Source organism: Paraburkholderia silviterrae (assembly GCF_004353915.1).
Classification (GTDB): domain Bacteria; phylum Pseudomonadota; class Gammaproteobacteria; order Burkholderiales; family Burkholderiaceae; genus Paraburkholderia; species Paraburkholderia silviterrae.
Genome location: NZ_SMRP01000006.1, coordinates 311897 through 321553, shown reverse-complemented (window position 1 = coordinate 321553; position 9657 = coordinate 311897). Strand labels below are relative to the sequence as shown.

The window sequence follows — 9657 nt, the reverse complement described above, 5'->3', positions numbered from 1 at the left end:
CTGCGGAATCTCCACCGGCACGATTTCCGCGTCGAAGCGGCCCGCCTTCTGCGCGGCTTCCGCCTTGTTCTGCGAGAGCGCCGCGAACGCATCCTGCTCTTCGCGCGTGATGCCGTATTCCTTCGCCACGTTCTCCGCGGTCACGCCCATGTGGTACTGGTTATAGACGTCCCACAGGCCGTCGACGATCATGCTGTCGATGAGCTTCGCATCGCCCATGCGGAAGCCGTCGCGCGAGCCCGGCAGCACATGCGGCGCCGCGCTCATGTTCTCCTGGCCGCCGGCCACGACGATCTCCGAGTCGCCCGCAAGAATCGCGTTGGCCGCGAGCATCACGGCCTTCAGGCCCGAGCCGCACACCTTGTTGATCGTCATCGCCGGCACCGCCGTGGGCAGCCCCGCCTTGATCGACGCCTGACGCGCGACGTTCTGGCCCGAACCCGCGGTCAGCACCTGACCCATGATCACGTCGCTCACCTGCTCGGGCTTCACGCCCGCGCGCTCCAGCGCGGCCTTGATGACCAGCGCGCCCAGATCGGGCGCTGCAATCTTCGCAAGCGTTCCGCCGAATTTGCCGACCGCGGTACGTGCGGCCGAAACGATCACAATGTCAGTCAATTTCCACTCCTGCGTTAAAGATACTCACGATGCCCGCACGATAAGACGCGATGGCAACCGCAGCGGCATCACGGCGACTTCGCAATGAGCGTAGCTGCGTCCTGTCACACGAATATGACAAATCAGAGAATGCGCACAAATTTTTTTTGCGCGACGGATGGGTATGAATTGAAAGCGAGGAATTAGGCGGACGGCGCGGTGCAGCCGGTATACGTCGGGATCCGATTAGCCGCCGCGCCGCGCCGCGCCCTGAAGCGTGGGCGCCGTAGCGATCAGTTCGCGGCCTGCCGCGTTTGCGCGGCACGCTGCGTTGCGGCGGCAACCGTATCGAGCCGGCCTTGCGCAGCCTCGATGGCCTGACGCGTCATCGTGCGCATGGAATCAGCAGCATTGCCGAAAGCCGCAAACGTCGAGTTCATTGCGGCGACGAACGGCTCCGAGCCGGCGGGCGCGCTTTGCGAGAAGCGCTCGGCCAACGCCTTGACGCACTGCTCTTGCCGCACGGTTTGCGCCTGTGCCACCTCGACCCATTCGGAATGGGTATGGGCCGCGATATCGAAGAGCTTGCGCCCATACGCCATCGCCTTCGAAGCAGCCTGCTGCGATGCATTCAACTGCTGCGTGAAAAGCTCCACCGGATTGCTGATTTGAAGCGTGCTCTTCAGCGCGGCTTCGCTCTCGGCAATGGTCGCGCGAGCCGTCTGCATATTGAGCGCAATCGTGGCTTCGAAGTTCTCGAACGCTGGCTTGGCCAGGGCAAAAAATACCGCGACACCAGATTCATAGTGGGCGCGGAGACGATCGGGTGCGAAAAACGTCACGGGCTCGGTCATCGGCTATGCCTCATGGTTAGTGATGCGAAACAGATTGAATTGAGGGCCGCCACACAACACGACCCCAAAACATTTCGATCGGCAATGTCCGAAATACGTACACTGCCTTGGCGGTGAAATTAGAGGGTTAATTCTAAGCTGAGAATTTAACAATTTTGTGGAAGATGGATTAGGTATAAACCCTGAGATCCATGCGCCCCGGTTCATTTCTTGCATTTGTACGCGGAATAACCAGGAGCGGCCAGCAATACGACAAGAAGCGTGCGCCCATCTAACACCGGCGCAACGCCCGCCGCACCGGGCTGCGCCGCTCAGAAGCCCTGAATTGGCAAGATGCGAGACTGCATCTGATGCGGCCCCGACGCAATGCTGCCAGCAGAATAGGGACTATTCGCCCAGTCGATTTGCGTACGAGTGTACGCATTTACGGCGTTGATATATGTCGATTGAATAAAGCGCGTACGTAAAGCGTCACGGCGCATTGACCTGGAAAATATGAATATTAATGTTTCTTGAGCGATTGCCAGCCGGCTAAATTGAAATCGCTATTTGAGGTTCTACTGCGCGTGCGATTTTGGGCATCGTCACTGCCCGCATGCAGACCATGACCACGAGCCATCGGCGCCCCTCCAGCAACGCCTCTGCGCTGCCGATATACATGGACAATGCGAGCGCGCCGCGCGCGCGGATCGTCCCGGCCATGGTGCGGGGCGATCTGAAGCGCACGTCCATTCAGTTACATTACCCGGATCACCCGGCTCATTCGAATCGTGAAAACCGAACTCCCGCCGGAACGACCAAAGGACGACACGGCATCGCCGGGCTGTCTGCGCGAGCGCTTCAGCACCGCGCATGAAGCGTCGCATCTGCAACTGCCCGCGTGGCGCCAGCGCCTCGGGCATTATCTCGACGTGCCGATCTCACGGGCCGATCTGGCGTGCGGCTTTCACGGCACCATCGACGCCTGGCGCGGCGCGGATCTCGCGTTCGTGGATAGCCGCACCGATCCGGTGGCGCAGACGCGCTCCGCCGCCCGCATTTCCACCGACGCCATGCGGCAGTATGTTTTCCATGTGCTCGTCGACGGCACGATCGAAACGCGCACGGGCACGCATCCGAAGCGTGTCGCCACGCAGTCGGCGCCCGGCATTCTCGCGCTGGACATGGGGCAGCCCATGCAGATGACGCGCACCGGCTGCCGCGTGCTGGCGTTCTTTCTGCCACGCACGCTGCTTGCTTCCGTTCTGCCGGAGCCCGAATCGATTCATGGCAGCGTGGTGGAATATCGCTCGCCCATCGCGCGTCTGATTCCCGCGCAGATCGCGGATCTCGCACGCAACATCGAGCATATGAGCGCGAGCGAATCTTGGGAGGCGATGCGCGCGTGCGCGCTATTGATTGGCGCGGCGTTCGGCAAGGAGGCGGGGCTCACCGGCAACGCGCGCGCGGCGGTGAGGGCGGCGGCATTTGCCCATGTGCGGCGTTATATCGACGAGAATCTGCACGAATCGGACCTGTCGCCCGACAGCGTGTTGCGCGTATCGCAGCTTTCGCGTCCCACGCTCTACCGCCTGTTCGAACACGAAGGCGGCCTCGCCGCCTATATCCGCAATCGCCGGCTCAGCCAGGCGGCCGAGGAGCTGCGCCGCTACCCTCACAAAGCCGTGGTCGAAATCGCCTATGGATTGGGCTTTAACAGCGCGTCGGATTTCAATCGCGCATTCCGGCGCGCCTATGAGATGTCGCCGCTCGATTTCCGGCAATTCAGCCTGTGAGGCGGCGACGCGCAACCGCCGCAGCGAGCGGGTCGTGTCCCCGCCCGCCACCCGAATGCTTCAAGGACTGCCAAGCAGATGGCCGTTCACCACCGTGCCATACAGCGAGTGCGGCGTATCGTGATATTTCGCGCGCGTTTGCGCGGCCGAGCCCGTGAAGCGCGGGTCCTGCGGCCGCTCGTGGCTGTCCATGAACGTCGCGACATCCCACGCTTCCTGATCCGTCAACGTGCCGCCGAGACCCAGCGGCATATTCGCCTTGATGAACCCGGCAGCGTTCTGGATCTCATGCATGCCCGCGCCCCAGTTGAACGAGCGCGCGCCCCATAGCGGCGGGAACACCGTCTGGCCATTGCTGTTCTTGCCCTGCCCTTCAGCGCCGTGACACAACGCGCAGTGCTGTGCATAAACCGCGGCGCCGCGTGCGTAATCTGCCTTCTGCGCGGGCACGGGCACGGGCAGCTTCGGATAGCCCCTGCCAGGCACTTTGCCGCCCACGGGCGCACCCGTGGCCAGCCAGTACGAGTAGCTTTCCAGCGCGACCAGCACCGGATCGCCAAGCGGCGGCGCCTTGCCGTTCATGCTGTAGTTGAAGCAGCCCTGCAACCGTTCCGCGAAGGTATTCACGTGCCCGTTCTTGCTCCGATAAGCGGGATACGAAACAAACGCCGCCCATAGCGGGCCCGAATCGGCCTTGCGTCCCGCATCGATATGACAATTTGCGCAGCTGAGCGAATTGCCTACGAATTTCCCTGCGTACTGGCCGGTGTGCCGGAAGATCTGCTCGCCGAGCTTCACCGATTTGCCGAAATCGCCGTCCGGCATGGCGCTTTCGGGAGGCGGCTGGAACGACGCGGCGTGCGCGCCCGTGTCCGTCTGGGGTTGCGATGCGGCAACCGCGCCAGTCGCTTCGGACTGCGGCTGTTGCGCGTAGTACAACGCGACCGCGTGAATATCGGCGTCGCTCAGCTTGCTCGCGACGGCCGGCATCAACGCCAGCGGACCGGGCGGCCGCTTGCCGTTCTTCCACGCGTTGAGCTGCGCCTCGATATAGGCCGCGGGCTGACCGGCCAGCGGCGGGAATGCGGTGCCGACACCCGCACCGCCCGGCCCGTGGCATTGCACACAGGCGGGCAGGTCCTGCTGCCAGCGGCCGCGCGTGGCCAGCCAGGCGCCGCTATCGGAGGGCGCGGCGTCGGCGGGGTCTTGCGTGCGAATGCCCTGCGGCGCGCTCAGGTTGCTGAAGTACTGCGCCACGGCGTTGCGCTCATTGGCCGACATGTTCTTCGCGAGCGGCTGCATCACGCTGTTTTCGCGGCTGCCGTCCGCGAACGCGGCGAGTTGCGCTTCGAAGTAACCCGCGCCCAGGCCGGCAAGCCGCGGGAAGCCCGCCGCGGCGTTGCCCTCGCCGTTCGCGCCATGACAGCTGATGCACGCCGGAACGCCGTTGGCGGTGCCTTGCGTGGCGATCGTCCGGCCCAGAGGCGCGGACTGTGTTTGCTGCGCGTACGCGCCCGTGGCGCCCAGCGCCGCCAGCGCAATCGTCATCGCCAGCGCCGTGGCGCCCCGTGTCGCTCGCGCGAGTCTTTTGAAATGCATGGCGTCTCCCGATGGTCTTTCGCGTGGTCTATCTCGTGTCCCGGTGCTATTTTCACTCAAGCTGCGCAATTCGCCTGGTGACGGCGTCCAGTGCGACTCGATGACGCCAACCGCGCTCGCCGATCAGCTCGTTTCCTAACGGTCGCGTGCGGTGCCGGTGTCCGTTGCGCGCGCATCGGTATAGGCGCCGTGCGCGTAATGCGACTTGCGTGTAATAAAATGTAATTGAAAGTCATTATTCATCGCTTCGACGCAATAAGTCTGCAAATTCCCACTTCATTTCGCGCGATTTCCCCCCACAAGCAAATGAGGTGAACGATGAAAACAGCACGGAGGTGGTCGGCGGGTCTGGTGGCGCTCAGCGCACTCGCACTCGCCATGGGTAGTGCAATCGCATCCGCACAGGAGAGCAAGCCGAGGGGCATCAAGCACGTCCTGCTCATCAGCTTCGACGGTTTGCACGAACAGGACGTCGCGCGCTGCATCGGCGGCAATAGCTGTCCGAATCTCGCGCTGCTCGCCAAGTCGGGCGTCACGTATACGAACGCCTATACGCCTGGGCTTTCCGACTCGTTTCCGGGTCTCGCCGCGCTCGTGACGGGCGGCTCGCCCAAGACCGCGGGCCTGTTCTATGACGTCTCGTACGACCGCACGCTTTACGCGCCCAACGACACCGGTTGCGTGGGCAAGCAGGGCTGGAACGTGGTATTCGACGAGACGACCGGCATCGACGGGGAAAACGGCGGCGCGCTCGTGCACCTCGACGGCGGCGGCGCGTTCAATCCGCAGGCCATCCCGCGCGCACGCCAGGGCGCCAAGTGCGTGCCGGTGTATCCGCACGATTACGTGAAGACGAACACGGTCTTCGAAGCCGTGAAGGAGAACCTGCCCGGCTCGTACACCGCATGGGCCGACAAGCACGCATGGGGCTACGACTGGCTGAACGGCCCGTCGGGCCGCGGCGTGGACGATCTCGCGCGCACCGAGATCAACTCGATCGACCCGGCCACGCAGACGTACTACCTCGACACGTACACGCACACCGAGAAGTTCGACGACTACCACGTGCAGGCGCTCATCAACGAGATCGGCGGCAAGGACTCCACGGGCACGCGCGACGAGCCGGTGCCCACGCTCTTCGGCACCAACTTCCAGACGCTGAGCGTGGCGCAGAAGGCCACCGTGGCCACGGGCGGCGGCTATCTCGACGCCGACTTCACGCCGGGCCCGCAGGTGAGCGGCGCGATTACGTATCTCGACAACGCGCTCGGCCGCGTCGTTGCGGCGCTCAAGCAGCAGAACCTGTATTCGTCGACGCTCATCATCGTCACCGCCAAGCACGGCCAGTCGCCCACCGATCACACCAAGCTCGTGAAGAACGGCGACACGCTCACCAAGCTGCTGGAAACGAGCAACTATCTCGACCCCAACGGCAACTTCGGCCAGAACAACACGAAGAGCGGCAACCTGAACGACGGCACGGGTCTGGTCGACACGGGCTTCGTGCAGACCGACGACGTGGGCCTCATCTGGCTGCGCGATCAATCGCAGCGCGACGCCGCGGTCGCCACGCTCAAGCGCAATCTCTCGTGCAACGCGCCCGGCATCTGCGCGGATGGCCCGCGCGCGTACATCCTGAGCGGCCCCGAGCTGGCCGCGCGCTTCGGCGATCCGTCGCAAGGCCGCACGCCCGACATCATCGTGCAGCCGAACCCCGGCGTGATCTACACGTCGAGCAAGACGAAGGACGAAGAGCATGGCGGCAACGCGCCCGATGACAGCCATCTCGGCCTCGTCGTCTGGTATGCCGGGGTGCCTGACGGTGGCCGCGAGGTCCGTGAGCGCGTGCAGACCAAGCAGGTCGCGCCCACCATCCTGCGCGCGCTCAAGCTCGATCCGAACCTCCTGCATGCCGTTGCCGTGGAAGGCACGCACGCACTGCCCGGTCTCGGCCTGAAGTCCGACGAGTAACACGCGCGGTACCCAGGGGCCTGTTCACGCCAATAACAGGCCCCGAGCCGGCGCTTGACGGCAGGCGCCGGCCATCCCGCCTGGTCACGCATTGATTGCGCACGCCGAATCACGGACAAAGCACGGACGGATCGCGCACGAATCACACCACAGCGCGCCGCAACCCGCACGGTCTCGCCGAAGAGTGGCGTTACAATTTCGGCAGACACCACAGGCCTGCGGATACGCACAGTGACCGAGCTTCAACCCGGCTTCGAGCCGGGCTTCATTCTGACGCGACATTGGCGCGACACGCCTCACCATACCGAAGTCGAATTCTGGCTGGCGACGCACGATGGCCCCAGGCAACTGCGCCTGCGCGCGCAAACGTCGGTCGCTTTCGTGCCGGCCGCGCAACGCGAGGCGGCACTCGGCGCGCTCGAGAGCAACAAGGGTGCCGAGCTTCGGCCCCTCGATCTCAAGGACTTCCGCCAGCGGCCCGTGCTGGGCCTCTATGCGCCGCAATACCGCCGGCTCACCGGCACGGCGAAGCGCCTGACGAAGGCGGGCGTCGACGTCTACGAAGCCGATATCCAGCCGCCCGAGCGCTACATGATGGAGCGCTTCATCACGGCGCCCGTGCTGTTTCGCGGCAGGCCGGACGCGAGCGGGCTGCTGCTCGACGCCGAGCTCAAGCCCGCCGCCGACTATCGCCCGACGCTCAGGCTCGTCTCGCTCGACATCGAAACGAGCGCGCAGGGCGAGCTCTATTCGATCGCGCTCGAAGGCTGCGGCCAGCGCCAGGTCTTCATGCTCGCCCCTGAAAACGGCGACGCAAGCGGACTCGATTTCGATTTCGAGTACTGCGAGAGCCGCGCGCAGATGCTTGTGCGCCTGAACGAATGGATGGCGCAGCACGATCCCGACGCCATCATCGGCTGGAATCTCGTGCAGTTCGATTTGCGCGTGCTGCACGCGCATTCGCAGCAATATGGCGTGCCGCTGCGGCTTGGACGCGGCGGCGCCGTGATGGACTGGCGCGAGCATAGCGTCAACCAGAACCACTTCTTCGCGGGCGCGGCGGGCCGGCTCATCATCGACGGTATCGAGGCGCTGCGCTCGGCCACCTGGAGCTTTGCGTCGTTCAGCCTCGAATCGGTCGCGCAAGCGCTGCTGGGCGCCGGCAAGGCCATCGACAATCCGTATCAGCGCATGGACGAGATCCAGCGCCGCTTCGACGAAGACAAGCCCGCACTTGCCCGCTACAACCTCAAGGACTGCGAGCTGGTCACGCGCATCTTCGAAAAAACCGGGGTGATCGCGTTCCTGCTCGAACGCGCCTCGGTCACGGGACTGCCCGCCGACCGCAGCGGCGGCTCGGTCGCGGCGTTCACGCATCTCTATCTGCCGCGCATGCACCGGCTCGGCTACGTGGCGCCGAATCTCGGCGACGTGGTGGGCGAGAACAGTCCGGGCGGCTTCGTGATGGACTCGCGGCCGGGCCTCTACGACTCGGTGCTCGTGCTCGACTACAAGAGCCTCTATCCGTCGATCATCCGCACGTTTCTGATCGATCCCGTGGGGCTGATCGAAGGCCTGCGCGAGCCGGATGACGAGTGCTCCGTGCCAGGCTTTCTGGGTGCGCGCTTCTCGCGCAAGATGCACTGCCTGCCCGAGATCGTGCGTCAGGTCTGGGAAGGCCGCGAAGGTGCCAAGCGCCAGAAGAACGCGCCGCTCTCGCAGGCGCTGAAGATCATCATGAATGCGTTCTATGGCGTGCTCGGCTCGACGGGCTGCCGGTTCTTCGACCCGCGCCTTGCTTCGTCGATCACGATGCGCGGCCACGAGATCATGCGCAAGACGCGCGAGCTCATCGAGGCGCAGGGCTACGACGTCATCTACGGCGACACCGACTCCACCTTCGTGTGGCTCAAGCGCGCGCATACGGAAGAAGAGGCCACGCACACCGGCCGCGCGCTGGTCGAGCACGTCAACCGGTGGTGGAAGGCCGAGTTGCGCGAACGCTTCGGGCTCGAGAGTGCGCTGGAATTGCAGTTCGAGCGCCATTATTCGCGCTTCCTCATGCCCACCGTGCGCGGCGCGGAAGAAGGCAGCAAGAAGCGCTATGCGGGGCTCGCACGCACCAAAGACGGCGGCGAAGAGGTGGTGTTCAAGGGGCTGGAGACCGTGCGCACCGACTGGACGCCGCTCGCTCAACAGTTCCAGCGCGAGCTGTATCGGCGCGTCTTCAAGCGCGAACCGTATGCCGACTATGTGCGCGACTACGTGAGGCGCACGCTGGGCGGCGAGCTCGACGAGCAGCTCGTGTTTAGAAAGCGGCTACGCCGGCCGCTTGGTGACTATCGGCGCAATGTGCCGCCGCATGTGCGTGCCGCGCGGGTCGCCGATGAGTTCAACCGAGCGAAGGGTCGGCCGTTGCAGTATCAGAATGGCGGCTGGATCAGCTATGTGATGACGACCGTCGGTCCCGAGCCGTTGGAGACGCTCAGCTCGCCGCTCGATTACGGGTTCTATTTGAGCCGCCAGTTGCAGCCTGTGGCTGATGCGATTCTGCCGTTTCTGCGCGAGGAATTCGAAACGCTGATTTCGGGGCAGGCGAGTCTGTTTTGAGTGAGCGAGTTGAAATTTTGATTGTTTGGGTTTGGGGTGGCTCTTGGTGGTTTTTTGTGGTTTTGGCCTTTCCTTGTTTTCATGTCGGTATATTGGTGTTGCCCCTGTGCGGGGCGGCACCTACTTTTCTTTGCAGCCGCAAAGAAAAGTAGGCAAAAGAAAGCGGCTCAAACCGCCAGTGTGACGCTGTCCCCCACTGCCCTCTAATCGGAGCGGCTCCGGAGCATCCGTCACCTCGCACACTCCGCGCT

Annotated in this window: 6 protein-coding genes and 1 pseudogene; 3 read left to right on the top strand and 4 right to left on the bottom strand. The window is 64.0% G+C overall.

Translation table 11 applies throughout. The features are described from left to right. Both EYW47_RS41850 and phaP read right to left on the bottom strand, forming a co-directional pair. On the bottom strand, positions 1–618 hold a 618-nt coding region (locus tag EYW47_RS41850), incomplete at its 3' end, for a thiolase family protein (protein WP_276322948.1). Between the two features lie 272 nt (positions 619–890). Continuing rightward, positions 891–1451 (bottom strand): TIGR01841 family phasin, encoded by a 561-nt coding sequence (gene phaP, locus EYW47_RS15745; RefSeq protein WP_240763715.1) that lies wholly within the window; start codon positions 1449–1451, stop codon positions 891–893. A 770-nt stretch (positions 1452–2221) separates the two neighbouring features. Between phaP and EYW47_RS15740 the strand changes: the two genes are divergently transcribed. Then, a complete protein-coding gene (locus EYW47_RS15740; RefSeq protein WP_240763714.1) occupies positions 2222–3226 on the top strand; it encodes a helix-turn-helix domain-containing protein in 1005 nt (334 codons plus the stop codon). Positions 3227–3286: 60 nt separating this feature from the next. On the opposite strand, the gene EYW47_RS41845 is transcribed toward EYW47_RS15740, so the two are convergent. Both EYW47_RS41845 and EYW47_RS42430 read right to left on the bottom strand, forming a co-directional pair. After that, on the bottom strand, positions 3287–4483 hold the full coding sequence (locus EYW47_RS41845; RefSeq protein WP_338117827.1) for a c-type cytochrome: 1197 nt from the start codon (positions 4481–4483) through the stop codon (positions 3287–3289). Next, positions 4472–4774: pseudogene (locus tag EYW47_RS42430) on the bottom strand (c-type cytochrome); the annotation flags it as partial. The gene EYW47_RS41845 and the pseudogene EYW47_RS42430, both read right to left, overlap by 12 nt. Positions 4775–5143: 369 nt before the next feature. Between EYW47_RS42430 and EYW47_RS15730 the strand changes: the two are divergent. Next, positions 5144–6796: an alkaline phosphatase family protein gene (locus EYW47_RS15730; RefSeq protein ID WP_133195739.1), complete on the top strand. Its 1653-nt coding sequence runs from the start codon at positions 5144–5146 to the stop codon at positions 6794–6796. A gap of 222 nt (positions 6797–7018) precedes the next feature. Beyond that, the gene (locus tag EYW47_RS15725) at positions 7019–9406 is read left to right on the top strand and encodes a DNA polymerase II (protein WP_133195809.1); all 2388 of its coding nucleotides are present in this window, start codon (positions 7019–7021) and stop codon (positions 9404–9406) included. Positions 9407–9657 lie beyond the last annotated feature (251 nt).

Bases quoted from the DNA above. Each gene is read 5' to 3' on its own strand.
- EYW47_RS15730 (WP_133195739.1), top strand. From the start codon at position 5,144: ATGAAAACAGCACGGAGGTGGTCGGCGGGTCTGGTGGCGCTCAGCGCA.
- phaP (WP_240763715.1), bottom strand. From the start codon at position 1,451: ATGACCGAGCCCGTGACGTTTTTCGCACCCGATCGTCTCCGCGCCCAC.